Here is a 22,637-nt window from a genome sequence, read left to right as displayed (position 1 = left end):
GGACTGGTTTAAAATAAACCAGTCCTAATATTATATTTAAAATTCTTAACTTCACAAAAATTACTCATGAATTTTATAAATTCAAGTGTTTTTATATGTATTAATTTTACATGAATTAAAAATGTATTTACAAATAAAAAATATGATTATATAATAAATATATACTTTAAATGAATCACGATTCATAAAAAAGGGGTGCTATTATGCCAAAAATAATTAAAGACGTTGAGCAAACTATTAGAAACTTTGCTACTCAATTGTTTATGGAACTTAGCTATACAAATGTTGATATGAAAATGATATCCCAAAAATCCAAGGTAGCTGTTGGAACTTTATATAATTACTACGAAAATAAAAAACAGCTTTATATAAGCATACTTAAAGAAAGTTGGCAAAATACATTCAACAAACTTGATAATATAAACGAACTTACTATTTCTTCGGAACAAAAGCTCGAAAAACTTATAAAAACACTTTATGAAGATATTGAATCAAGAAATGGATTAGGAAAGGCTTTAATAAACACTTCAATAGATGAGCTAAAAGATGACAGTGAAATTAACGATTTAAAACTCTGCCTGATTTCAAAATTAGAGTATTTCTTTGAATGTAGTGCTAAGGTAAATCATCTTAGCAATTGTTCTAACGTTGATATAAGATTAGCAGAATCGTTAATGGTATGTTTATTAACAATGATAGAATTCCATCCAAATGATAAGGAAGATAACATCAATTTCTTAATTAAATTTATAAGCTTATCATTAAAATAATGCAGTAAAGGAGGCAAATTATTATGAATTTATTATTTTATATTTTAGCAGTAGCTATTGGTGTTGTAACCGGCGGTATTACAAGTCTTATAGGTGCCAGCGGAGTTATGATTATAGTTCCTATTTTAAGTATGTTCTTCAAAGTTAGTGTTCACACCGCAATAGGTACAAGTCTTTTTGTAGATGTTATAGCTTCTTTAACTGTGGCCTATTCCTACTACAAGAATGGCAATATTGAGCTTAAATCAGGTATTTGGATAGCTTTAACTTCTATTATTGGAGCTCAGTTAGGTGCATCCTTTGCAAGTAAAATGGGTGAAGGCAACCTTTCTTCAAGCTTTGGGATTGTTTTAGTTATTGCAGGCTTATCAATGATACGAAAGAGTTATAAAGAAAAAAATGCTCCATCAGATACTGTAAGTGGATTTATACATTTTAAAGCAGAATGGCAAAAAATATTAGCGGCATTAATTATAGGATTAGGTATAGGAATATTAAGCGGAATATTTGGAGCCGGCGGCGGAGTTATGATACTTCTAGCTTTAATAATATTAATGTCATTTCCACTTCATAAGGCTATAGGTACTTCTACTCTTATAATGGCTATAACTGCTCTTTCCTCAACTATAGGTTATGCTGTTAGAGGAAACATAGATATTTTATTAGGCATTTTACTATCAGCAGGTGCTGTAATAGGCGGAATTTTAGGCTCTCGCTTTGCTAATAAGATTAATGAAAAAACATTACAACGAACTGTTGGCATATGTTTTACGGCGATGGGTATAGTAATGACCGCAATAGCTATAATAAAATAAAAATGGGGAACGTAGATAGATTCGTATAAATTCAAATCTATCTACGTTCTCCTTTCTCATAATAGAATTAGCCTAAATAAATCAGATAATCTTCACATGATGCTGTTCATTTTCATGCACTGGTATTACCACATACGAGCATTTACTTCCATCACTTTTTTCTTCTTTTTGTGCTTTGACTTTTGTCCCATCTATCATAAATTCATTAGAATTAGTGGAAAATACGGCCTTCCAAAGTACAGTGTCTTTTCCTTTGTTTATAAATACTGCTTCTTTATTTCCTACGCACTTTATTGAAATTTCATTATTAAATATAGGAATATTGTCAATTTCAATCCATTCTACATCCTCTGTTAATCTTGGGGTGCTTTCAATTAATTTTTTTGTTGCATCCGGCTTTATCCCAACCATACCTGTAATAATACTGCCAACAACACTATAAGATACCTCGGGATATTCCCTTCTCTTCTTTAAAGGGCTTACTAAATCCATTATAAAGTCATATGCTTCTTTATCAAAGCCGTATTTGTATAACACCTCTGGATAATGAGATTCTGTTTCAACATTTATATTCTTACAACTTAAGAGTACTTTAATAGAATTATCAACTCTTTGCTTACCTTCAACAATATCAAAATATAAAGGTAGAGTTGTTACCAAGTGCCCGCTTTTTTCTGCATCATTTTCAGAAACACCATAAAACTCTCCATTTTCTAAAATAAAGGTATTGTAATTATTTTTATTTTCATTCCACCACTTAGTATTAAACATACGTTTTACATTTTCTGCTTTTTCTTCATGTTCTTTTGCTTCTAAATTATTTCCTCTTAGCCTCTGTATTTTAGAATAAGATAAATACCCCCTGTACTGTGCAGACAGCATATCACATGCGGATATAATTTTATCAACTCCAACCTGACCTTCAAGGTATGAAGGAATTCCTCTGTAAATGCAGTCTCCCTTATACTCTAAAAAACCATCATTATTAATATCCCAACACTTTACATAATCCTTAACAGTTCTTTCATAAAAGTTTAAGAAACCCGGATCATTAATATAATCTAAATCTCCTGTCCAAAGGTATTGCCTATAGCAACAATCCAAAACATCAAAGTTTGCAGGTAGGTTATACCAAAAGTCATCATCGGTTTTATAATCTTCCGGAGCAGGCAAATTATATTTGTTTATTTCCCAATAGCTGCACCAATCTCTTGACTTACTGATATTTTTAGCAAATTTTTTCAGCATATTTTTATTAAATGAACTTAGTCCAAGTATTTGCGCACCTGTGCTTTGATGAGAAACATCCCTCATGCAGAAGGCATCTCTTCCCGGAAGTGATGCCTCGTACCATAACCCTACAGGATCATTTGTATTAACATATTTTAAGGCCTTCTCTTTAGCCCAGTTAAAGCCTTCAACAAGCTTAGCATTAGAAGATTTTATAGAAACTCTATTTAACTCCATAACTTAATGCTCCTTTATTTTAAGTAAAATTATTCTTTAACAGCTCCAATTGTTATTCCTGATATAAAATACTTTTGGAAGAACGGATATATCATTGCAATTGGAACTGTTACAATCATTGTTATAGCAGCCTGCACTGTCTTTGGTGTAAGTGAAGAGTATTGTGTGGATGCAATCTGCTGGTCTCTTATTTTTTCTAATGCCTCTGTTTCTAGTAAAACTCTTCTTAAATATACCTGTAAGGTATCCCACTTTCCAGATGGATTATAAACCACGCTTGTAAACCAATCGTTCCAATGTCCAACACCGTTAAAAACACATATTGCTGCTATTACCGGAATACATATAGGAAACATTATTTTCCAAAATATTGTAAGTTCTCCTGCGCCATCTATTCTTGCTGATTCACTTAGTGCATTAGGTATTTCCTGCATATATGCGGCAATAATAAGCATATTATAAGCACTAAAAATACTAGGTAGCCAATATATAGTAAAGGTATTTGTTAAATGTAATTTAAGCATCAATAGATAAAAAGGAATTAATCCACCGCTAAGATACATTGTTATAACAAAGAGTCTTCTCATGAATTGTCTTCCTGAAAATCCTTTAATAGTTACCACATATGCCAAAAGTGCAGTTCCTATTACACTTGTAGCTGTTCCAACTACTACTCTTGCTATAGAAATAAATGTGGCTTTAATCATAGACTTCTGAGAAAATATAAATTTGTAAGACTCAAAAGAAACTTTCCTAGGCCAAAGATATATTCCTCCTTTAATTGCATCAGTACTATCATTAAAAGAAATGGCCAATTGATTTATAAAAGGATATAGCATTATAATAATTAGTAATATCATGAAAATAATGTTAAAAATATCAAATATTTTGCTTCCTAAGCTCTTTTTATAATGTCTTAGTTCCATTTTATACCCCCTAGTTTTCCTTATACTACTCATAATGATTATCAATCATCATGGTCTCCAAACAAAAATACTATTACATTACTGATATGTCAAAAAACTTCTTACTTAGACGATTTGTCAAAAATACAAGTGTAAGACCAATAACTGATTTAAATAATCCAACTACCATACCATATGAATATCTTCCTAATTGTATACCGTATCTATATGCATAGGTATCAATTACATCCCAATACTCTCTGGTCTGAGGTGAGCCTAAAAGAAGCTGCTGCTCAAAGCCTGCATTTAAAATGCTTCCTATTTGAAGTATCAAAAGTACTATTATTGTGCCTCTTATTCCAGGTAAAGTTATGTGCCATACTTTTCCAAACCTGTTTACTCCATCTACCTCCGCAGCGGAATATAATTCTTTATCAATACCTGCAATGGCGGATAGATAAAGAATGGATGAATACCCAATAGTTTTCCATATATTCGCTGAAGTAATTATAGTCCAAAAATACTTACCTTCTCCCAAAAATGATATTTCTCTGTGCAGCAAACCAAACTTTTGAAGAATAACTGGTAATAATCCATCAGTACTCAAAAATGTATATATTAGACTTGCTGTAACTACCCAAGAAATAAAATATGGTAAATAGGACACGGTTTGTATAGTTTTCTTAAAATACTTACTGCTTATTTCGTTAATTAGCAATGCAAGTATAATTGGCGCTGGAAATCCAAATAAAAGATTTAATCCACTTATAGCCAAAGTATTTCTCAGAACATTAAAGAACTCTGGCGCGCTAAAAAATTGTTTAAAATAAAATAGTCCTGCCCAGTCACAGGCAAAAATGCTTTTTCCCGGAGTATAGTGAAAAAATGCTATTAACATTCCATACATGGGATAATAAGCGAATACAAGAACCCATATTATTATTGGAATACAGATCATCCATATGTGTTTCTCTCTTTTAAATGTTCTTATTATTTTATCTAATTTCTTCTCTTCTTTGACTTGTAAGTTTCTTGTCTGTATAGATTGATTGCTCATTATTTTCTCCTTTCACTCGAAACACTAGGCAGCCTGAGTTGTTCTCTCCCCATCGAGCACTTGGTACCTAAGATGTTCGCTTCCTCTCGCAGGTTGCCTTTTGCATTTTATTAAAAAGAGAAGGGGGCAGTCTCCCTTCTCATTAACAATATTACTTCTTACCCCAATTGTTTAAATTATTCTTATATTGTTCTGTCATATATTTTTCTAGCTTATCTACACCTGCTTTTTGGACCTTGCTCTTCAATTCTGCATAATTTTGGTCAAACTCTGCATCAGTCTTACTCAAAATAGCTTTTGCCCAATAGCTTCTGACAATATCATCAACTTGCTGTTGAATAACTGTTACAGGATTATCTGGTAAGAATCCAATTTGATCCATAGCTGAATTATCATAAATAGTATTTTTTAAGTTATCATTCATAACTTTCTTCCACTTTGCCTGATCATTAAAGCATTGATCAATCCAAATATTTGTTTGAGGTGCATCACTAATAACTCCACCAGTATGATCTAACCACAAGTAATTTGATCCAAGCGGCTCATGTGCTTTATAATCATAAGTAGCATTAATTATTTCTTGTTTAGTCTTTTCATTAAAGCTCCACTTTCCATCTTTAAAATTCCAATTAGAATTATCTAGGTTTGGAATTCCCCAAGCAAATAATCTTGTACCATTTGGCGTAATAGCAAAATTAAGGAATCTCATTATTGCTTCTGGGTCCTTAGCTTTATCTGTTATAACAGTATATCCGCCTGCTGTTGTATCTTTTGGTGATAGATACGACTGTTCAGCATTAGAAGATTTTAATGAAACTTGTACAAATCTTTGATCTTCAGTCCAGTTTTTGTTTGTTTTTTGCCACACTTCATGTCCTGCATTCCAAGTTTCCCACCATGCTCCAATGTGACCTACAACTCTCTCATCAGAAACTTTTGTTTTCCATTGCTCAAATTTATTTGAGAATGAATCTGGATCTAACATTCCATCTCTATAGGCTTTATTATAAAACTTAGTAAAATCTAATCCTTCTTGAGTATTTACCCAATGTGTTAAATTGTGGCTGCTGTCTTCCTTATAGCCTTCCTTTAACCCCCATATACCTGCTGCTGCAGGTACAGAACCAGTTGATGAAGCATTTGCTGTAGATATAAAACAATTGTCATTATCCCAAGATAGTGCATATACCTTTTGTCCCTTTGAGTTTGTTGGATGTTTTTCCACAATCTTCTTTAATACATCGTAATATTCTTCAGGAGTTTCAAACTTAGGAGCTCCTATTTCCTGATACCAGTCCCATCTAATATGTGCTGAATAATCAGGTATAGGAAGCATTCCCCATCCAAATGGTAATGCATATACCTTGCCATCTTTATCTTTATATCTACTATATAAATCTCCCAATTCTTTTTTGATACTTTCACCATACTTATCTATATAAGGTGTTAAATCTTTTATTTTTCCTTGCTCCTTTAACTTCTCTACATCTCCCTTGCTAAGTCCTGTTATTACTTCGGGATAATCATTAGAAGCTAATGATAAATTAAACCTTTCGTCACCATCTTGATTGTAAACGATTTTATTTAATTTAACATTAAAGTTATCTAATACGTATTTTTCTAGAGGTTCAGTTCTTGTTTTAGATTTTTCAGGATCATATTTGCCCTTAGCATAAAAATTGATTTCTACAGTTTTTTCTGGAATCGCCCATCCATACTCATTAGTCCCTTTAGTTTTCCATTCACTATTTGTAGAAACAGTATCCTTTTTACATCCTATAAGTGTTGAAGTTATGAAAATACATGCTAGCAGGGCAACTAAATGTCTTTTTTTCATGTTATTTCCCCCTATTATTATTTTTTTCAAAATCTCACAAGTATTATATCAAGTAATTCATAAAATTAAATTATAGTCAATTTGATGTAGTAAATAAGCCAGCTGCAGCAGCTTATTATACTGATAGTGCTGTTCCGCGGAACTTTAAAATTTTCTTTTCTAGTATATTTAAATTATATGATAGGAACGCACTTGTTTAAAATGAATTAATGTTAGAAGTATATGTTTGATTGTTAGTTATAAAATCTTTTTAAATAAAAAAATATTGACTTGTCCTTATCAGGCAAGTCAATATTTTTATGTTACTATAGTTTTATAGCCTTATTTTCCCTTCCAAGCAGTGCCTTCTTTTGAATCGATAAGTTCAATATTCTGATCTAAAAGAATATTTCTAATTTCATCTGCTCTAGCCCAGTTTTTTTCTTTTCTAGCTTGATTTCTCTCCTGGATAAGATTATTAATATAAGTATCATCAACGCTTAAATTTTCATTTGCATTATTAATTTCGGTTAAGTTCAGAGAAAATACCCTATCAAAATCTTCAATTAAATATACCTTTTCGGAATTATTTAAAGCCTCATCCTTTATAACCTCTGATAATATTGTAAACGCATTTGCTATATTCAAATCATCACTTATTTGCTCAGCAAACTTAGCTTGGTAGCTCTTAATGTTATCTTCATTAAGCATATCTTCAGCATTTTTACTCTCCAGTATTCCTTTAATTTTGCTTTTTAGTCTACTGAACGACTTTTGAGCCTCTTTTAAACTTTCAAAGCTAAAAACTAATTGTTTCTTGTATTTAGACTGAAGGCAAAAATATCTGTAATCTAATGGACTAAAGCCTTTTTCAATAAGCTTTGAAACAGTTAAGAAACCTCCGTTTGATTTTGACATTTTGCCGTTATCAAACACTAAAAATTCACCATGCATCCAATAGTTTACCCATTTATGTCCTACAGCACTTTCTGATTGTGCTATCTCATTTGTATGGTGCACAGGTATATGGTCAACACCTCCGCAGTGTATGTCTATTCTGTCACCGAGATACTTCATTGACATTGCTGAACATTCGATATGCCATCCCGGAAATCCTTTGCCCCAAGGTGATTCCCACTGCATTATTTGATTACTAAATTTTGAGTTTGTAAACCAAAGTACAAAATCCATTGGATTTTTCTTATGAGGATCAACCTCAACCCTGCTTCCTGCCTTAAGTTCGTCTATGCTTAGGTTTGCAAGCTTAGTATAGTCAGGGAACTTTTCAATAGAAAAATATACATTACCGTTGGCTATATAAGTAAAGCCTTTTTGCTCAAGCAATTGTATAAACTTAATCATATCTTCAATATGTTCTGTGGCTCTGCACACAACATAAGGTCTTTTTATATTTAAAAGCTCGCAATCCTTCAAAAAAGCTTCCTCATAAAACCTTGCAATTTCCCATACTGTTTTCTTTTCTCTGCTTGCGCCTAAGGCCATCTTATCCTCACCGCTGTCTGAATCGGACTCCAAGTGTCCCACATCAGTGATATTCATGGCGTGCTTTACTTCAAAGCCTATATACTCTAATGACTTTTTAAGAACATCTTCAAAAATATAGGTTCGTAGGTTTCCTATATGCGCATAATTGTATACTGTAGGTCCACAGGTATAAAGTCTTACTTTCCCTTCTTCTACTGGTATTATTTCTTCCTTCTTTCCAGTTAACGTGTTATAAACCGAAAACTTCATTAATATTACCTCCCTATCTTTCTTAACAAAAAATAAAAACTGCAGGCAAAAACCTGCAGCTTATAATGCTAATTAAAATTAAACTTATAAGGCTATCTCAATAAAATTGCAGACTTGTTGCTATTTAAACTTACTAATATTAAATTAGTTAAATAACAACAGCAACAGCATTTCATTTTGATTGACCTCCTCTAAATGATATATACACATTATATACCATCTTTCAGGAAAATGTACATATAAATATTCTAAAAATTTAAACTAATTATTTCGACCATCTCTTAAGCTTTGGAAGCTGCTCGTTTAATAGTCTTCTTGCTTCAGCTTCTTCCATGCCGTTCTCCTTCATGAATGGAACGCATTCCTCAATCATTTGCTCCAAAGTAGCATTAGGAGAAGTAAATGCACCTTCCTTGTAGCAGTAAATACAATACTCGGTATTTTTAGTTCCGTCGGTGTTTGTACCCAGAACCTCCTCATTCATTGGCATTCCGCAGCTTTGACAAAATAATTTTTCCATAATGTTTTCCTCCCTATATGTTTTATAATCTAATTATATAGGGTTAAATATGACAGCATTATGTCATGTTATAATTATTTATTATAAATATTTGATATTTTTAAAGCCCGTTCCCTAATTATATCTCTAATATGCTTTGGTTTAACAACCTCGACTTCACTTCCATAACTTAAAATCATGCTGTATACCCATTCATCTTCTGGATAGTTTACGCTAACTATTAGATTGCCTGCTTCATCATAGGTTATGGAAGATTCATCAAAATACTCCTCTACTCGGTTCCTTACTGTGGGATTAAACTTCATAACTATATGCTGAGGAAAACCGCTGCTAAAACTTTTTTGCCAAGGAAATTCTTCTACCTTTCCTTCTCTTTCTTCAAAGGCATCTTCTAACATATTTAAATCTTTCATTCTAGAAACCTTAAATAGTCTGTAGTCATTTCTTGCTCTACAGTAACCGTAAATATACCAGCTATATAGTTTTAATACCAAAGATATGGGCTCAACTAACCTTTCAGAAATTGATCCATTTGAACTGATATATTTAAAGGATATAACTCTTCTTCCTTCTAATGCTTCTTTTATAAGAGCAACCTTCTTTTCCTGAGGATTATATCTCTCCCATGGTGTCATATCAATAATCAACTTCTGAGACCTTTTATTTATATCCTCTATTTTATCCTTAGGAATCAGTCCTTGAACCTTTTCCATAATATTATTAACACTTTTATCACTTAAAGCTTTATTTACTCCACTTAGCGCTCTTAAAATAGATGCTATTTCATCAGGTGTCAAAAAATTTTTATCAACCTTATAGTTTTTTAATATACTGAAGCCTCCATTTTTACCTTGATGAGCCACTATAGGTATTCCTGCCATATTTATGGCTTCCATATCCCTAACTATGGTTCTTACTGACACCTCAAAATACTCAGCCAATTCACTTGCTGTTATCTTATCCTTATTCATAAGCAGCATAACTATTGCCAGCAGCCTCTCAACCTTCATACAATCACCATAACCTTCTCATGCTTAATCAAGCTTCTTTTTAAACCTTATCATACTTATTATAAGCAGTACAAGGCCAAGCACAAATAATAATGATACATCATTAAGCAAATACTCCATGCCCACTCCTTTTGTTACTATTCCTCTTAAAATATTTAGGAAGTAGGTTAAAGGAAGTGCATAGCCTAAATACTGTATAAACTTAGGCATAGCTTCTCTTGGAAAAACAAATCCTGATAAAAGCACGCTTGGAAGTATAATAAGCACACTAAGCTGCATAGCTTGAAGCTGAGTTTTTGATACTGTAGATATAAGAATGCCTATGGCAAGTGCACAAACTACAAAGCCTGCTCCCAAAAATAGCAGCAATCCAAGACTTCCTGCTATAGGAACTTGAAACCATATAAGCCCTAAGGCAAGAGAGAAAATAAAGTCTAAAAAACCTATTAATACGTAAGGTAAAAGCTTTCCTAATATAAGTTCATGTGATTTTATAGGGGTTACAATAAGCTGCTCTATAGTACCTCTTTCTCTTTCTCTTACTAATGCAAAAGCAGTTAAAAGTACAGTTATATTTTGCATTATAAGTCCTACCAAGCCTGGAATAGTAAAGTTCTGATTTCTAAGACTTGGATTATACAATACCTTAGTGGATACCTCAACACCACCAGTATTTATATTTTGTGACAATTTCTCAGACAGACCAGCCATTGTCTTCATTCCGCTTTTTTCACCGGCCATTACTCCGCTTGAAAAAGCTGTTTTTGCGGTAGTAGGGTCAGAGCCATCAATTATAAGCTGTACCTTTGGTCTTTCTCTACTCAAAAGTTTTTCAGAATAATTTGGAGGTATAATAATCCCTGCATGAACTTTTCCACTGTTTATCTTCTGCTCCATATCTTCTAAATTATTTACATTTCCTTGTATTTTAAAATAAAGAGTATTTTGAAAGCTCCTAATAAGTTCACGACTTTCAGCTGTATTACTTTGGTCAAGTACTACTGTTGATATATCTTCAAGCTGCGTAGCTACTGCATATCCAAATAATAGCATCATCATAATAGGCATACCTATAGCAATACCAAAGCTCGCTTTATCTCTTTTTATCTGGATGAATTCTTTTTTTACTATTGCCCAAAATCTCTGAAGCTTCATATTTCCTCCCCCTCTCCTACAATAGTTTTCAGTTCTTCAAAGGAGGCTTCTATTTTTTGATTAGTTGATCTTTCAACATATCTTATAAAAACATCTTCGAGGTTTCCTACCTGCTCTTTTTCTATAAGTTCTTTTGGAGAACCTGCAGCCATTATCTTTCCATTAAAAATAAAACATAGGAGATCACAGCTTGAAGCTTCGTCCATATAGTGAGTAGTTACTAAAACAGTGATGCCTTCTCTAGCTAAGGAATAAATCATTTCCCAAAATATCCTTCTGGATACTGGATCTACTCCTGCTGTAGGTTCGTCTAAAATAAGAAGCTTTGGTTTATGGATAAGTGCACAACCAAGCGCCAGCCTTTGCTTCCAGCCTCCTGAAAGGTTTTTAGTTATATTTTTTTCTCTTCCGTTTAGTCCTGCCATAGCTATTATAGCTTTTTTTCTTTCTTCTTTTTCTTTCTTTGAAAGTCCATAAACTCCGGCATAGAAATCTAGATTTTCACTAACTGTCAAATCTTCATAAAGGCTAAATTTTTGTGACATGTAGCCTATACTCTGCTTTATTTTCTCAGACTCCTTTTTTATATCATACCCAAGTACCTCAGCTGTACCTGATGTAGGGGTAAGCACTCCGCATAGCATTCTAATAGTTGTCGACTTTCCTGATCCGTTTGGACCTAAAAAGCCATAGATTTTTCCCTTTGGAACCTCAAAGCTTATATCATCTACCGCCTTAAAGTCTCCAAAGCTTTTAGATAAATTTTTTACTGATATTGCATTCATAGATATCACCTCAATTCCACATCTACCATAGTACCTGGCATTAAAGTGGTATTGTCATCAAGCTTAAGTTTAACTTCAAAAACCGTCTTTTCCTTATCACTTTTTTTCTCTACATTCTTAGGAGTAAATTCAGACTCTGGGGAAATATATATTACTTTTCCCTGTCCTAAATCTTTGCCATTATAATAAATTGGAAAATTACTATTTAGCTTAATCTCATTTCTCTTTTCCTCTTCCACATATATCTTTACATATCTGGTTTTTAAGTTTATTGCCTTTGCGATATTCATACCAGGTGAAGCAATTTCTCCCTTATGAAGGAAAACGTCAGATATTACTCCATCATTGGCTGAGGTTACCTTTGTTTTTTCTATTTGCAAACTAAGAAGGTCAACTGAAGCCTGAGCCTGCTTAACAGCCTCCTCAGCCTGATCTTTAACTTTGCTGCTTGCCTTGCTTGGCAAATCATCCTTTTTAAGCTTAGCAATGTTAAGGACTGCTTCTGCCTGCTGCTTCTGTATTTCAAGCCCTTTACTCTCAATTTGTGCAACTACTTGATTTGCTTTTATCTCCTTTCCCTGCTCAACTGATATATTTTCTATCTTCCCGGAAATCTCTGCTGGAATATAAAAACTCTCAGCTTCAACTGTTGCCGTATACTTATTGCTTTTTTCCTCACCTTTTAAACTGCATCCTGAAAAATTCAGTAATAATACTGTTACAGTAATGAGTGAAAATATCTTCTTAATCATAAAACTTCCTCCCTTTTATACAAACCATTTAAAAATAGATCTATCATTATATCCAGCTGCTTATCCTCTTCCACAGTGACTAAGTCAGGCATTATTTGCTTTTGTATAACGTACAGGCCCATCATGCCGATTAACGATCTTATAACTATATTTGTATCTATATTTCTAAATCTTCCTTTCTCTATCCCCTGTTGAAAAAACAATTCTACAATACTCTTTCCTTTGATTATTATATTTTTGATCAAGGCTTCCTTTAAATCTTCATGATATTGCACTTCGGTCATAACTACCTTTATCATGTCCCAATATTTTACTGCAACATCGAATCTATCTTTTAATAATATTTTGAGTACTTCTTTTTCATCTTTATCTTTATTTACCTCAAAAATTTGAGCAAGTCTCCTTGTCATTATCCTTTCCCCCATCACCTCCACAAGCTTAATCATAACTTTTCTTAAAATATCTTTTTTAGTTTTAAAATATCTAAATATAGTGCCTTCAGCTATTCCAGCTTCTTTTGCAATTTCACTTGTAGTTGCAGCACTAAATCCTTTTTCTGAAAAAATCTTAACCGCTGCTTCTATTATTTCTTCTTCTCTATCTCCACGTGCCACTAGCAAAACTCCTTTCAGTATTTATCAATAATTAAAATGAGTGATTACTCACTTTTATTTTAGTACTAATATTTACTAAAAGCAAGGGTAATATAAGAATTAGATGAAATATTCAATTGATAGTTGTTAATTTCCTAATAAGATGTATAGGAGGATTGCTATGATAATTTCTAATGAGGTTTATAACTGCTTAATTAATCAGGCTATTGTTATGAAGCATGCTTCTCAGGAAAGCGGAAGTGAAATTGCTAAAAAAGTTGTTGAGAAATACTTTAGAAATGATAGGTTCGACACTGATGAGAAAGGTAATCTTATACAAGAGATAGCAAAGATTCTAGGAAAGTAAAAAAGGCAGCTAAGCTTAGCTGTCCTTTCTTTCAAAAATATTTAATTTAAAGACTTCATTAATGCTAACAGGCTTAGATAAAATGTATCCTTGAACAATCTTACAATTACTATCTCTAATCAATTGAAGCTGTTCTTGTGTTTCTACGCCTTCTGCAACAGTTATAAGTTTCAATTTATTAGCTAATTCTATAATGGAATTAAAAATTATATTTCCAGCTGAACTATCAACAATTTCGTCTATTATAGACTTATCAAGTTTTATAATATCAATAGGTAGTTTCTTCAAGTAGTTTAAAGAGCTATACCCTGAGCCAAAATCGTCTAGGGCTATCCTTACTCCAAGACTTTTTAAACTATTAAGAATGCTTATAGCATGATCTGTATCCTTTATGAGAGAGCTTTCAGTAATTTCAAATACTATTCGTTTTGGTAAAATGGGATATTTATCTAGTAGTCTTTTTATATCATGAACTAAATTATCCTTTTCAAAATGCTTTGCTGACAAGTTAATACTTACACATATGTCATTATCTCTAAAATAATCCGAGTAAGCTACAAGACTGAAAACTTTGTTTATAATCCACATATCTATTTCAATCACCATATCGAGTTCTTCAGCCAAAGGGATAAAAATCCCCGGCGAAATAAATCCGTTTTTTTCATGTTTCCAACGGATTAATGCTTCAAGTCCTAACATTTCATTTTTAGTTATATCGTATTGTGGTTGAAAATCAACTGAAAATTCACCATTGTTAATTGCTTTTTTTAACTCATTAGTAAAACTAAGCTTTTCCAGTACTTCGTGATGCAGCCCTGAATTATAAAATGCAAAAATGTTATTTCCAAATTCTTTTGCTGCACTTAATGCCATGCCTGCTGACTGTATAGATCCTTCTATACTGCTTCCTATATTTATACCTATAGATATAATGTAAGTAGGTATATCAACTTTATCCTCATAGAGAAGACTATTGATCCAAAGTATATCAATTATATTTCCATTCTTTGTGAGCAGCTTTGCCTCATGAGGCGGCAATGATTCTCCTAGTAAAGCGTTGTCAAACAAATCGCTCATATTATGGCAGATATCATCGGTTATTAAGGTTCCTCTCCACCCTTTTCCCAGCACTTCTTCCTTTGAATAACCTGTAATTATTTCAGCGAATCTATTAAATAGTATCAAGTTTTCATTTAAATCCCAAATATGTATTATTACATTTGAATTATCAACTACATTATTAATAAAATTTTTATCTTCTAATGGAAAATCTCTGCTAGGTTGTATTTTTAAGTAGCTGTTAGTCATCTTCATAGTTTTATCATCCTGTATAGTTCAGATTTTTTTGCATACTAAGACAAAATATCTTTCATTTTGGCATAAAATTCATTAAATTAATTTTATCATATAAATGTCAATTTTGAAATATACAAGCTACAACTTTAGTTTGTTAAAGTCTTCCTTAATATTACGTATACTTAAAATAAATACAAAAAGTGCGAGAATTTAATTCCTCGCACTTTCTCAATATTATTTTTACACATAGACCACCTTCTAAATGCTCTATTTTATAGCAGAATCTCTTCAATAAATCTTCCACTAGCAATACTGACTGACAACCTTCTAAATATTCTTACCTCTATACATCTCTCAAATCTTCTAACAGCTGCTGACATCTTTTTGACGACATCATTCTTCTAAATGGAAGATATTCTACATAGTGAAACAATTCTTTTTCTGTGCACATTACCATCATCACTTTATTATTTCTCTTTTTCTTAAAAATCACATTACGATTATCTCTTATTGCACTTAAAGCTTTAGTAAATACTTCTTTTATATACTGATATGCTTCTTCATTTTCTTTTATTTTCTTCTCAAGATATTCCCCTTTAAGATAATCAAATGATGCATCACTATTATAGTGCCTAAATATATAATATAAAAAATCGTCATATATAATGAATGCATCTTCTTCATTTTTTATATCTCCAAAAACTCTTTCCATAGCTGAATAGGTTGTAATCCATACATCCCCAGCCTGCTTTATCTCATATTTTTCAAATTTGCCTCTTTCAATAGCCTTTCTAATAGTTGAGCCATCAGATAGTCCCCATTTTCTTGCTGCCTCTGATAAAGTCATAACTGAGTTAAGTTCTCTATTGCTTTCTTCTTCACTAATATTAAATATACATTTTATATCTTCCTTTTCCAGCTGACCGTAAAAGATTTCCAGGTTATTACCTTGTTGGTCATATTGATTCGATATAACTAATATTTTCTGCCCTCTATATAGTAAATCATAAATACCGTCAATGCTTACTATTGTATTTATTAATTCTTTATCTTCACTATTGTATACCTGTGCCGGATAGAGCCTTCTGTTTTCCATTGTTATAATAGAAATATTGCTCATATATCTTCACTCCCTAATTAAATTATCACTATCTAGTGACAATTTAATTGTATATCTATGGGTATATATAATCAAGTTTCAAATATATGTATTTATCTGAAAATAATTGAAAATTACATGTTTACAATAATATTTCACGTTCTATCTCCGTTTATCTCTAGTTTTTCACTATATAGTGAAAAACTAGATTAAAAATACCTCCCATGGAGTAAATTCTATTCGAACTTACCCTATGGGAGGCATCATGCTATTTCATTCCCGTATAAATAAATATTGCGTCTCTTAAAAACTCTGCTGTTCCTGGTTGCTCTTTATCATAATAAGCTGTAAATCTTTCATCAGCTACATACATCTGAGCAACACCCGCATGAGCTTCTTTACTATAACTGTCCCAGTAGAAACTTAGCCACTGTCTATGCAAATCTGCAGCCTTTTGAGCTAGTTCTCCTGCAGGATCCCCTGTTTTAAAAGCATCCTTAAGAGTTTTTAAAACTTCCTCACCAAGCTTAGTCACTTCATCATATTCCTCTTGAGTCATGTTATTGAGCTTGGCATTTGATTTGTTAACCGTTTCGTCACCATATTTTTCACGGATTTCCTTACCATATTTTTTTTCATTATCTTCAATTAACTTTTTCTTAAAGCCTTTAAATTTATCTTTATCACTCATTGTAATCCCTCTTTCCTTAACTCCAATTGTTCTATCCACATTTTCAATAAGCGTATCCAATTGTTTTCTTTTATCAAGAAGCTTTTCCCGATGTTCTTTCAGTGCTCTTACTGCATCAAAGGATGGAGAGGTTACTATTTCTTTAATTTCTTCCAAGCTCACACCAAGCTCTCTGTAAAAAAGAATTTGCTGAAGTCTATCAACTTCTTTCTCGCCATAAATTCTATATCCTGATGAATTGATTCTTGCCGGCTTAAGAATGTCAATTTCATCATAATACCTTAAAGTTCTGGTACTTACATTAGCGAGCATTGCTAGCTTTTGAATTGTATATTCCATGATACCCTCCTGCATTCCTTATACTGCCCTTGAGGATTATTAATCCTCAAGTCTCCTGTATTCCTTTTACGCACTTAATGATTATCAATCATTAAGCATCCTATATTTATTCAATGCACTTGCTGATTTTCAAGTATTGAGCCTCCTGATGAAATAAATATACACCTTTACGCTGCGTTAATGTCAACAACCTTTTATAATATTTTATCTTATATTATTGGGAATTAACAAATAGTAATGCTATAATTTTTATATATTCGCATTTCACCTAAGATAGATTAGGATTTCAAAGATATAGTGTTCTCCATATAAATTTAGGAGGTACTTCTAATGAATCAAATTTATGAAACAGATCGACTTATACTAAAGATACTTGATAAATCCCACGCACAAATAGTTTTAGACTATTTTTTAAGAAACAAAACTTTTTTGGAAGAATGGGAAGCACGAGGACCAAAAGATTTTTACACAGTTCAATACCATGAGAAAAGGCTAGATGATGATTTAATTAATTTTAATAATGGTATAGGGCTGAGGTTTTGGATTTTCAAGAAAACTGAACCTGATAAAACAATAGGAACCATAAGCTTTAATAATATTGTAAGAGGTGCTTTTCTATCTTGCCATCTTGGATACAAATTAGATGAAGCAGAACTAAATAAAGGGTACATTACAGAAGCAATAAAAAAAGGAATTGATATTGTATTTAATGAACTTGGCCTTCATAGAATTGAGGCTAATATTATGCCTAAAAACAAACGATCTTTAAGAGTAGTTGAAAAGTTAGGTTTCTATAATGAGGGTTTAGCTTATAAATACCTTAAAATTAACGGCAAATGGGAAGACCATATACATATGGTCTTGTTAAATGAAAATGTATAGATAATATAACTTTTAAGAGTAGGCATATTTTGATTGCCTACCCTTAAATTATAGTAGTGATTTCTTAGTTTTTCTTTCTGCCAAATAAAAAATCAACTAAAAAAACAATAACTGCAACTATTAATAATAGGTTCAAAAGTCTGCCTGCCAGTCTTAAAACAAGCCCAAGCACCCAGAAAAATACGACTACCCCGCCTATCCATCGTAAAAATGCCATTACCTTAATCTCCTTAATTCTTAGTTTTTTTTATACATTATTTATGAATATTATCTACATATAGTAATTGTTTGTCAAATACTAGATACGAATAAAACACCCTAGAAAAATATCTAGAGTGTTTTATTCTTTTTACAAAAATAGTATACCTGAAATAAGACATACTATTTTTATATTATTTTGTTAGCATAGCTTTTGTACTTTCTTTTATTGTATTTAATTTAAAGCTTCTAGTTTTTTTAGTTATGCTGATATAATCAAACCTTTCAGCTTTTACAGGCATTAAAAGTCTTTCCATGGAAGTTAAGCAGGATATTGTACCATTGCCGCTGCCTCCTGCTGCCGCAACAGCTATAACAGGTTTATCTTGAAGATATCCCTTCTCTTTTTTCCATGCCTCGCATCTTCTTAATCTATCAAAGAAAGCCTTGGCAGATTCACTCATATCTCCCCAGTAAACTGGAGTAACGAATACAAATGCATCCATATCCTTAAGGGAATTATGTAAATCTTGAAAATCATCTCTAACCTGACACTGATTTACGTTTAGGCATGGTCCCCACCCATTTCCACAGGCATGACACTGGCCTACTTTCATATTGTCTAAATCAACCATAACAACTTCAGCACCAGCTTCTTCAGCGCCAAGCTTTGCAGAATTTCCACAGGCTTCAGTAAGCCCATCCTTGTTTGGACTGCTTGTAATAACCATAACTTTCATTGTTTCATCCACCTGTGTTAATTTTGTTATACCTTAGGTATTAAAAATGAAGTAACATATATTTCGCTATCTGATCTTAAAGCATGCATAACACCAGCAGGTACTATAAACGCCTTCCCAACTTTAAGTTCAATATCCTTGTCTTCTAATACTCCAAAGCCTTCGCCTTTTATACAGTAAAAAACTTCATCATGGGTTGGATGCTTATGAAGCGCCACCTTCTTGTCTGCAGGAATGTGATACACATTAGTTACAATTGAGTTTTTTATATTTTCTAAATCCATTTTATTATGCCCCTCCTTTAAGTATGTCTAAGCTATTATTTTATATCTTCATCATCACTGAAAATTATTATGTAACTACCGGTTTTTAAACACATCCTACATTACGTAGTTTACTGTGTATTCTACTTCTGTTCCCTCTCTATCTGCATTAAAGCCTCTCTAAAGCTTTCTAAAGCCTGAGCTCCTACTACTGCATATTTGTTGTCTATTATAAAAGTTGGTGTACTGTTTATTTCATTCTCATGTGCTATTTGCTGGGTTTCTTCAAGTATGTTATCATACTTTCCTTCTTGTATATTTTTTAATAGATCCCTGCTGTCAAGTCCCACCTTCTCAGCTATTGAAGAAATAATTTCTATATCTCCAATATCTTTACCTTGTGTAAAATACGAGTTAAAAGCTTCCTCATGAAACTCATGGAATTTACCCATTTCTTTAGCATATTCCCCTGCAGCTAATGCCATATGTGAGTTAGACAAGATAGTAAACTCATTAAATTGAATTCCATACTGCTTTCCAGCTGCCTTTAAATTTTCAATCATTCTATTAAGCTGAGCTGCTGGAAATCTTTTAGTAAGTGCCATTCCCTCTTTAGGAGTGTCCGGATGTATTTCTAATGGAAGCCAATCATCCTCAATATCGAATTCTTCCTTAAGTTTGTCGACAATTCCTTTGCCGATATAACAAAAAGGTCATATGTAATCTGAAAAAATTAAAAATTTGTGTCTCATTTATAAAAACCTCCTTTAATAAAGACTTAATATTATTATTATCATAATATATACAGATATGATAGTACAAATGCATAAATTTACAGCAATATAAAAACCTTGAATTCTGAGAATTTATAATCAAAATTTCAAGGCTTTTATATTATATATTTCTTTAATTTATAATGTCTACAGCTGTTTAATCTTTTCATCAAGCTCAGAAATCTGATTTTCTATATCTTGAATTTCATCAAATATCTTTATGAGCTTATCTGCATCAGGCGCTGCATTACGTTTATGATCTTCATAAACTGTATCTCCAATTTCAAACTTCTTGTCCTTGATAACACTTTCAAGCTTATTTCGTTGTAATTTTAGTTTGCCTATTTCTAATACATCCATAGATTTTGCTCCAATAGTAGAAGCAGTATCTTTTACTGTTTCGCCTAGGTTCTTAAAAAAACTCATCATTAACACCTTCCTTTCCCATTTCCACTATATGATATTTTTATTAAATGTTGATAACTTTATTATAATATCCTTGAAATAAGCTTTATTTTAGCTGTATACAATGCAAAAGTTCTAGTATATTACCTTTAACACAATTATTACATAGAGAATATTATATACAAAAACATTCAATAAGGAGGTAATTTTTGTGTTCTTAGGTTTAAAAACCTTAATTGCTATTGCACGAATAAGGAACAATAAAGATCTTAAAGACAAGGATTTTTTGGACAAGACTATAGAAACCTTTGGATATGCTTACGATCCAACTCAAGACATGTTCTACTCCACTATGGACGCCTGGCAGAGAAAAATGGGATACTGCCGTTTGTATGATGAATCCGCAGCACCTACAGGAATGATTGTAGACTGCGAACCATTTTACTTTGAATATAAAGAAAAGAGGTGGCTGATTGAATTATGGAAGGGCCAATACGATATGACTACGGGCTGTGAGATAGGAGTTTATACATCTGAATGGGCAAACTTATTTGTACCTCTCATATATAAAAATCTTTTCTATCATTGTGCAAGCGATGAGGAAATTTTAAAGATATACGTTTGTTTAAAGAAAAATGGACAACCTCTTTTCCAAAGAGAAGAAACTCATTGGTGGCTAACAGGATTTAAACTAGGTGAATTTTCAAAGCCTTCCGAATTAACAATGGATGTTCGTATTACATTAAAGGATAAAGAAATGTGCAATGCATTTGTAGAATCAGTATTAAGAGCCGGGTATTTGCAAAACGAGATTCAAATAAATGAAACCACCGTGGGATTTACCTTTAAAAAACCCCATTCACCTCAACCTATTACACGAACAAAATTAACAGACTGGGCTATACAAGTAAAAAATCAGTATTTATGCGATAAGTACCAAGATGTCACTAGGCCATTCAACAGATTAACTGATAAAATAATAGTCGTTATGGTACAAGCACCAGAAATATATAAAAATATTAAAGCAGTTATGCGAAAGAAACATTAGTTTAAAAAGTTTTGACCTTTTAGGGGTGAAAAAATGAAAACATCAAAACGTATATCTCAAGTTTTTAAAACCGCCGAAGAAATACCTTTTAATGATTCCTCAAAAATTGTTTTAATAAGCGACTGTCATAGAGGCAACGGAGGCTTATCTGATGCCTTCTCTAAAAACGAAAATCTTTATTTTGTTGCTATAAACAATTATTATAATGAAAATTTCACTTATATAGAAATTGGTGATGGGGATGAGCTATGGAAAAACGGCAACTATTCTGATATTAAAGAAGAATATAACAGTATTTTTAAATGTCTGTCCAAGTTCTACAATGAAGGAAGGCTTCACCTTATCTTTGGAAATCACGATATTGTAAAGAGAAGTATCCAGTTTGTAAAAAATAATTTGTACGAGTATTATGATGAGCATGAAAATAAAACTATCGATTTATTTAAAGGTATAAAAGTTCATGAGGGATTAGTTTTAAGATATACACCCTCCAATGGTAAAATACTTTTAATACACGGTCATCAAGGTCAATATATAAATGATAAGCGTTGGCAATTAGGTAGATTTTTATGCAAAACCTTATGGGAACCACTTTCTGCATTAGGCATTAATGATCCAACAAATACAGCGAAAAACTATGATCAAAAAGAGGCCGTGGAAAAAAAGCTTACTAATTGGGCAAGGAAAAAAAAGCTTATGCTTATTGCAGGCCATACCCATAGAGCCAAATTTCCTGAAGTAGGCGAGATACCATACTTTAATGCTGGAAGCACAGTTCATCCTCGTTTCATAACAGCAATTGAGATTATGGAGGGCAGCATCATGCTTGTTAAATGGAATGTTAAAGCAAAGGGAGATGGCACATTATTTATTGGTAAGGAAATACTTGCAGGGCCCAGAAGTTTAGTAGATTATTTTAATACTCTAAAACCTAAGTAATTTTAGTTGCTTATTTATTTTATATATTGTACAAGCTGCTCGTTATTCGTATACGAGCAGCAAATGCTACATAGTATAATTCGTTTAACATATCTGAACTCATATAAAATTTATAAACTCCTTCATATTTTGAAAACTAAGTATTCAATTAAAACTATTAACTAAACAATTATGTAAAAATTCAAAACTAGATTTCT

General features: G+C 32.2%; 25 protein-coding genes. 6 read left to right on the top strand and 19 right to left on the bottom strand.

Annotation, left to right across the window (positions count from 1 at the left end):
• The first annotated feature begins 203 nt into the window (after nucleotides 1-203).
• Both JK636_RS23165 and JK636_RS23160 read left to right on the top strand, forming a co-directional pair.
• Nucleotides 204-770, top strand: a complete 567-nt coding sequence (locus tag JK636_RS23165; RefSeq protein ID WP_202751390.1) for a TetR/AcrR family transcriptional regulator — start codon at nucleotides 204-206, stop codon at nucleotides 768-770.
• 23 nt (nucleotides 771-793) lie between these two features.
• Nucleotides 794-1,585 carry a sulfite exporter TauE/SafE family protein gene (locus tag JK636_RS23160; RefSeq protein WP_202751389.1) on the top strand — a complete coding sequence of 264 codons (792 nt, stop codon included), beginning with the start codon at nucleotides 794-796 and terminating at the stop codon, nucleotides 1,583-1,585.
• 81 nt (nucleotides 1,586-1,666) lie between these two features.
• Here the strand turns inward: JK636_RS23160 and JK636_RS23155 are convergent, their stop codons facing one another.
• The 11 genes from JK636_RS23155 to JK636_RS23105 all read right to left on the bottom strand — a co-directional run bounded on the left by JK636_RS23155 (nucleotide 1,667) and on the right by JK636_RS23105 (nucleotide 13,421).
• Nucleotides 1,667-3,052, bottom strand: a complete 1,386-nt coding sequence (locus tag JK636_RS23155) for a hypothetical protein (RefSeq protein WP_202751388.1) — start codon at nucleotides 3,050-3,052, stop codon at nucleotides 1,667-1,669.
• Between the two features lie 29 nt (nucleotides 3,053-3,081).
• Complete coding sequence (locus JK636_RS23150) at nucleotides 3,082-3,978, bottom strand: carbohydrate ABC transporter permease (RefSeq protein WP_202751387.1); 897 nt, start codon at nucleotides 3,976-3,978, stop codon at nucleotides 3,082-3,084.
• A gap of 73 nt (nucleotides 3,979-4,051) precedes the next feature.
• Nucleotides 4,052-5,014: an ABC transporter permease gene (locus JK636_RS23145; RefSeq protein ID WP_202751386.1), complete on the bottom strand. Its 963-nt coding sequence runs from the start codon at nucleotides 5,012-5,014 to the stop codon at nucleotides 4,052-4,054.
• A 151-nt stretch (nucleotides 5,015-5,165) separates the two neighbouring features.
• Nucleotides 5,166-6,851, bottom strand: coding sequence for a type 2 periplasmic-binding domain-containing protein (locus tag JK636_RS23140; protein ID WP_202751385.1), 1,686 nt, complete (start codon nucleotides 6,849-6,851; stop codon nucleotides 5,166-5,168).
• 321 nt (nucleotides 6,852-7,172) lie between these two features.
• On the bottom strand, nucleotides 7,173-8,585 hold the full coding sequence (gene cysS / locus JK636_RS23135) for a cysteine--tRNA ligase (protein ID WP_202751384.1): 1,413 nt from the start codon (nucleotides 8,583-8,585) through the stop codon (nucleotides 7,173-7,175).
• Between the two features lie 265 nt (nucleotides 8,586-8,850).
• Nucleotides 8,851-9,105, bottom strand: a complete 255-nt coding sequence (locus JK636_RS23130; RefSeq protein ID WP_202751383.1) for a zinc ribbon domain-containing protein — start codon at nucleotides 9,103-9,105, stop codon at nucleotides 8,851-8,853.
• A gap of 74 nt (nucleotides 9,106-9,179) precedes the next feature.
• Nucleotides 9,180-10,115 carry a helix-turn-helix transcriptional regulator gene (locus tag JK636_RS23125; RefSeq protein WP_202751382.1) on the bottom strand — a complete coding sequence of 312 codons (936 nt, stop codon included), beginning with the start codon at nucleotides 10,113-10,115 and terminating at the stop codon, nucleotides 9,180-9,182.
• A 24-nt stretch (nucleotides 10,116-10,139) separates the two neighbouring features.
• Nucleotides 10,140-11,270: an ABC transporter permease gene (locus JK636_RS23120; protein ID WP_202751381.1), complete on the bottom strand. Its 1,131-nt coding sequence runs from the start codon at nucleotides 11,268-11,270 to the stop codon at nucleotides 10,140-10,142.
• A complete protein-coding gene (locus tag JK636_RS23115) occupies nucleotides 11,267-12,055 on the bottom strand; it encodes an ABC transporter ATP-binding protein (protein ID WP_202751380.1) in 789 nt (262 codons plus the stop codon). The genes JK636_RS23120 and JK636_RS23115 overlap by 4 nt, the downstream gene beginning before the upstream one ends.
• Nucleotides 12,056-12,060: 5 nt before the next feature.
• Nucleotides 12,061-12,807: an HlyD family secretion protein gene (locus tag JK636_RS23110; protein ID WP_202751379.1), complete on the bottom strand. Its 747-nt coding sequence runs from the start codon at nucleotides 12,805-12,807 to the stop codon at nucleotides 12,061-12,063.
• Entirely contained in the window at nucleotides 12,804-13,421 is a 618-nt protein-coding gene (locus tag JK636_RS23105) for a TetR family transcriptional regulator (protein WP_202751378.1), read from the bottom strand. Before JK636_RS23105 ends, JK636_RS23110 begins: the two co-directional genes overlap by 4 nt.
• 160 nt (nucleotides 13,422-13,581) lie before the next feature.
• Here JK636_RS23105 and JK636_RS23100 point away from each other — a divergent pair, with 160 nt between their 5' ends.
• Nucleotides 13,582-13,767, top strand: coding sequence for a hypothetical protein (locus JK636_RS23100; protein ID WP_202751377.1), 186 nt, complete (start codon nucleotides 13,582-13,584; stop codon nucleotides 13,765-13,767).
• 15 nt (nucleotides 13,768-13,782) lie between these two features.
• Here JK636_RS23100 and JK636_RS23095 read toward each other — a convergent pair whose 3' ends face one another.
• The 3 genes from JK636_RS23095 to JK636_RS23085 form a co-directional block, all read right to left on the bottom strand.
• Entirely contained in the window at nucleotides 13,783-15,081 is a 1,299-nt protein-coding gene (locus JK636_RS23095) for a sensor domain-containing protein (protein ID WP_202751376.1), read from the bottom strand.
• 325 nt (nucleotides 15,082-15,406) lie between these two features.
• Nucleotides 15,407-16,183, bottom strand: coding sequence for a helix-turn-helix domain-containing protein (locus JK636_RS23090; RefSeq protein ID WP_202751375.1), 777 nt, complete (start codon nucleotides 16,181-16,183; stop codon nucleotides 15,407-15,409).
• A gap of 247 nt (nucleotides 16,184-16,430) precedes the next feature.
• Nucleotides 16,431-17,192, bottom strand: a complete 762-nt coding sequence (locus JK636_RS23085) for a MerR family transcriptional regulator (RefSeq protein WP_202751374.1) — start codon at nucleotides 17,190-17,192, stop codon at nucleotides 16,431-16,433.
• A 330-nt stretch (nucleotides 17,193-17,522) separates the two neighbouring features.
• Between JK636_RS23085 and JK636_RS23080 the strand changes: the two genes are divergently transcribed.
• Complete coding sequence (locus tag JK636_RS23080) at nucleotides 17,523-18,074, top strand: GNAT family N-acetyltransferase (protein WP_202751373.1); 552 nt, start codon at nucleotides 17,523-17,525, stop codon at nucleotides 18,072-18,074.
• Nucleotides 18,075-18,138: 64 nt separating this feature from the next.
• Here the strand turns inward: JK636_RS23080 and JK636_RS23075 are convergent, their stop codons facing one another.
• From JK636_RS23075 to JK636_RS23055, 5 genes are all read right to left on the bottom strand, one after another.
• Nucleotides 18,139-18,291: a DUF5670 family protein gene (locus JK636_RS23075; protein ID WP_202751372.1), complete on the bottom strand. Its 153-nt coding sequence runs from the start codon at nucleotides 18,289-18,291 to the stop codon at nucleotides 18,139-18,141.
• A gap of 175 nt (nucleotides 18,292-18,466) precedes the next feature.
• Nucleotides 18,467-19,012, bottom strand: a complete 546-nt coding sequence (locus JK636_RS23070) for a flavodoxin family protein (RefSeq protein ID WP_202751371.1) — start codon at nucleotides 19,010-19,012, stop codon at nucleotides 18,467-18,469.
• Nucleotides 19,013-19,038: 26 nt separating this feature from the next.
• Complete coding sequence (locus JK636_RS23065; RefSeq protein WP_202751370.1) at nucleotides 19,039-19,296, bottom strand: cupin domain-containing protein; 258 nt, start codon at nucleotides 19,294-19,296, stop codon at nucleotides 19,039-19,041.
• A 122-nt stretch (nucleotides 19,297-19,418) separates the two neighbouring features.
• Nucleotides 19,419-19,976, bottom strand: coding sequence for a DsbA family protein (locus JK636_RS23060; protein WP_202751404.1), 558 nt, complete (start codon nucleotides 19,974-19,976; stop codon nucleotides 19,419-19,421).
• A gap of 219 nt (nucleotides 19,977-20,195) precedes the next feature.
• Nucleotides 20,196-20,477 carry a hypothetical protein gene (locus JK636_RS23055; protein WP_202751369.1) on the bottom strand — a complete coding sequence of 94 codons (282 nt, stop codon included), beginning with the start codon at nucleotides 20,475-20,477 and terminating at the stop codon, nucleotides 20,196-20,198.
• A gap of 187 nt (nucleotides 20,478-20,664) precedes the next feature.
• Here JK636_RS23055 and JK636_RS23050 point away from each other — a divergent pair, with 187 nt between their 5' ends.
• Together JK636_RS23050 and JK636_RS23045 are read left to right on the top strand one after the other, a co-directional pair.
• Complete coding sequence (locus tag JK636_RS23050) at nucleotides 20,665-21,501, top strand: DUF4474 domain-containing protein (RefSeq protein ID WP_202751368.1); 837 nt, start codon at nucleotides 20,665-20,667, stop codon at nucleotides 21,499-21,501.
• Between the two features lie 33 nt (nucleotides 21,502-21,534).
• Nucleotides 21,535-22,440: a metallophosphoesterase gene (locus tag JK636_RS23045; protein WP_202751367.1), complete on the top strand. Its 906-nt coding sequence runs from the start codon at nucleotides 21,535-21,537 to the stop codon at nucleotides 22,438-22,440.
• The last annotated feature ends 197 nt before the right edge of the window (nucleotides 22,441-22,637 follow it).

The sequence above is a fragment of the Clostridium rhizosphaerae genome (assembly GCF_016765585.1).
GTDB classification, from domain to species: Bacteria; Bacillota; Clostridia; order Clostridiales; family Clostridiaceae; genus Clostridium_AT; species Clostridium_AT rhizosphaerae.
The sequence above is the reverse complement of the archived record's forward strand: the minus strand, read 5'-3'. Positions and strand labels throughout refer to the sequence as shown.

Bases quoted from the DNA above. Each gene is read 5' to 3' on its own strand.
- JK636_RS23165 (WP_202751390.1), top strand. From the start codon at position 204: ATGCCAAAAATAATTAAAGACGTTGAGCAAACTATTAGAAACTTTGCT.
- JK636_RS23160 (WP_202751389.1), top strand. From the start codon at position 794: ATGAATTTATTATTTTATATTTTAGCAGTAGCTATTGGTGTTGTAACC.
- JK636_RS23155 (WP_202751388.1), bottom strand. From the start codon at position 3,052: ATGGAGTTAAATAGAGTTTCTATAAAATCTTCTAATGCTAAGCTTGTT.
- JK636_RS23150 (WP_202751387.1), bottom strand. From the start codon at position 3,978: ATGGAACTAAGACATTATAAAAAGAGCTTAGGAAGCAAAATATTTGAT.
- JK636_RS23145 (WP_202751386.1), bottom strand. From the start codon at position 5,014: ATGAGCAATCAATCTATACAGACAAGAAACTTACAAGTCAAAGAAGAG.
- JK636_RS23140 (WP_202751385.1), bottom strand. From the start codon at position 6,851: ATGAAAAAAAGACATTTAGTTGCCCTGCTAGCATGTATTTTCATAACT.
- cysS (WP_202751384.1), bottom strand. From the start codon at position 8,585: ATGAAGTTTTCGGTTTATAACACGTTAACTGGAAAGAAGGAAGAAATA.
- JK636_RS23130 (WP_202751383.1), bottom strand. From the start codon at position 9,105: ATGGAAAAATTATTTTGTCAAAGCTGCGGAATGCCAATGAATGAGGAG.
- JK636_RS23125 (WP_202751382.1), bottom strand. From the start codon at position 10,115: ATGAAGGTTGAGAGGCTGCTGGCAATAGTTATGCTGCTTATGAATAAG.
- JK636_RS23120 (WP_202751381.1), bottom strand. From the start codon at position 11,270: ATGAAGCTTCAGAGATTTTGGGCAATAGTAAAAAAAGAATTCATCCAG.
- JK636_RS23115 (WP_202751380.1), bottom strand. From the start codon at position 12,055: ATGAATGCAATATCAGTAAAAAATTTATCTAAAAGCTTTGGAGACTTT.
- JK636_RS23110 (WP_202751379.1), bottom strand. From the start codon at position 12,807: ATGATTAAGAAGATATTTTCACTCATTACTGTAACAGTATTATTACTG.
- JK636_RS23100 (WP_202751377.1), top strand. From the start codon at position 13,582: ATGATAATTTCTAATGAGGTTTATAACTGCTTAATTAATCAGGCTATT.
- JK636_RS23095 (WP_202751376.1), bottom strand. From the start codon at position 15,081: ATGAAGATGACTAACAGCTACTTAAAAATACAACCTAGCAGAGATTTT.
- JK636_RS23090 (WP_202751375.1), bottom strand. From the start codon at position 16,183: ATGAGCAATATTTCTATTATAACAATGGAAAACAGAAGGCTCTATCCG.
- JK636_RS23085 (WP_202751374.1), bottom strand. From the start codon at position 17,192: ATGGAATATACAATTCAAAAGCTAGCAATGCTCGCTAATGTAAGTACC.
- JK636_RS23080 (WP_202751373.1), top strand. From the start codon at position 17,523: ATGAATCAAATTTATGAAACAGATCGACTTATACTAAAGATACTTGAT.
- JK636_RS23075 (WP_202751372.1), bottom strand. From the start codon at position 18,291: ATGGCATTTTTACGATGGATAGGCGGGGTAGTCGTATTTTTCTGGGTG.
- JK636_RS23070 (WP_202751371.1), bottom strand. From the start codon at position 19,012: ATGAAAGTTATGGTTATTACAAGCAGTCCAAACAAGGATGGGCTTACT.
- JK636_RS23065 (WP_202751370.1), bottom strand. From the start codon at position 19,296: ATGGATTTAGAAAATATAAAAAACTCAATTGTAACTAATGTGTATCAC.
- JK636_RS23055 (WP_202751369.1), bottom strand. From the start codon at position 20,477: ATGATGAGTTTTTTTAAGAACCTAGGCGAAACAGTAAAAGATACTGCT.
- JK636_RS23045 (WP_202751367.1), top strand. From the start codon at position 21,535: ATGAAAACATCAAAACGTATATCTCAAGTTTTTAAAACCGCCGAAGAA.